We start from the raw sequence: 1,523 nt of genomic DNA, 5'->3' as shown, positions 1-1,523 counted from the left end.
CCAGCGCCGGTCTGGTCACGTCGGCGGCGTAATGGATGCCACGTTCTGCCGCCCACAGGATAAAGCGGTAGCTGTGGTGCGTCTGCGTCTTCAGGGTAGTTTCCGACCAGTTGCGTTCCCTGCGCCACCTGACGAACCGCAGCAGCAGGTTATAGAGGCTTTTCGGGTGGCTGGCCGGGCCGACCGGCTGGCGGTAGATGTCGTTAATGGTAAGCAGGCGATTCGGGGAAGGTTTGCGGTTGGCCATGATGACACTCCGTTGTCAGGGCGGGCTAAGAAGAGACTTTTGTTAACAGGGGCGAAGGCGGCAGCGCCGTTTTCTTTTTTTCTCTTGTTACTGCGTTTCTGGTTACTCCAACCACTTCAGCCTCTATGCCTTGCTGTTTCTGGCTTTGATCCATATCAGGCAGGTCCAACTTAGCCCCAACATGACCCCAACTTAGGGGCAACTTCTGACCTTCTGACCCCAACTTGCTATTGTTGCCCTCGTTTTCATCCACGTTCAGTAGCCCGCACAGATGGTTTTCCTCCCCATTGCCACCGTCCCACAGCAGCTCATAACGCAGCAGATGGCCACGACTGCCGCCGTGCAGCAGCAGGTATTCCATTTCACTCAGCCGCATACAGTGAACCTTCAGCTGGTTATCGCTCCAGTTTGTCCACGCCCGGATATCCCGCCGCGTGAAGCGTACCTCGCACGGCTGGCAGTTCTGCGCCGTGGCCATCTCCTGCACCATCACCTGTATCAGTACCAGCAGCTTTCGGGTCTGCGGCGGCATCTCATCCAGCGTTCTTCCCAGCACCTCGTGCGCCAGCCGGTTCGCCAGGGCGATATCAGACGGCTGCACCTCGATATACTCCATCACGGCCCCGCGATGCTGCACCCGCTTTATCTCCCGCTGGTACTGATGCAACAACGCGATACTTTGTATCAGGGTGAGGTATTTCATATGGTCGCGCCGCGTCCGGGTTTTATCACTGAGGAAGGTGAGCTGTTCCGCATACGGGTTGACCACCTTCAGCGGGCGTAACAGCCGCTGAGCGTTCTGGTGCAGCCGTGTCAGGTAACCTTTTTCACTCACCGCCAGCAGCCCGGCCAGCGTCTGCCCGCGCCTTTGCAGCGCGTGTATCGCCTGCGTCTGCTCCCGGGACTCGTTAACGGTTAACACCAGGCAGCGGTTCAGCAGCTCTTCGTCCACGTCAGACGCGGTGGTGGTCAGCATCAGCATCACCGGCCCCTTCACGCTGTACTCCCGCGTCACCAGCTCGCCGCTGGACTCGTCCTTGCCGGTACTGGCTATCTTCAGCTCCCCGTCACTCTGCAACAGCTTCAGCGCATATGCGGCCTGACGTACTCCCTCCTCTTCCGCTATCGCCAGGATTTTGTGCTGTAGCGAGGTTTCACCCAGGTAGTAGAGGCTCTGCCCGGTCATGGCGCTGTACTGTACCCGCTCCTCTTCCGGCATCAGCCCCAGCACCGCGTCCATCAGCGACGACTTGCCCGGCGCCGAGGAAGACTGGAT

Annotated in this window: 2 pseudogenes; both read right to left on the bottom strand. The window is 59.2% G+C overall.

Annotated elements, in window-relative coordinates:
* A pseudogene (locus ACLRGG_RS21275) lies at positions 1–247 on the bottom strand (site-specific tyrosine recombinase XerC); the annotation flags it as partial.
* Positions 248–272: 25 nt separating this feature from the next.
* Positions 273–1,523, bottom strand: a pseudogene (locus tag ACLRGG_RS21270) (DNA primase); the annotation flags it as partial.

Origin of the sequence: Erwinia sp. PPS120 (assembly GCF_047918655.1) — a bacterium.
GTDB lineage: Bacteria > Pseudomonadota > Gammaproteobacteria > Enterobacterales > Enterobacteriaceae > Erwinia > Erwinia tasmaniensis_A.
This window is presented reverse-complemented; position numbering and strand designations above follow the sequence as displayed.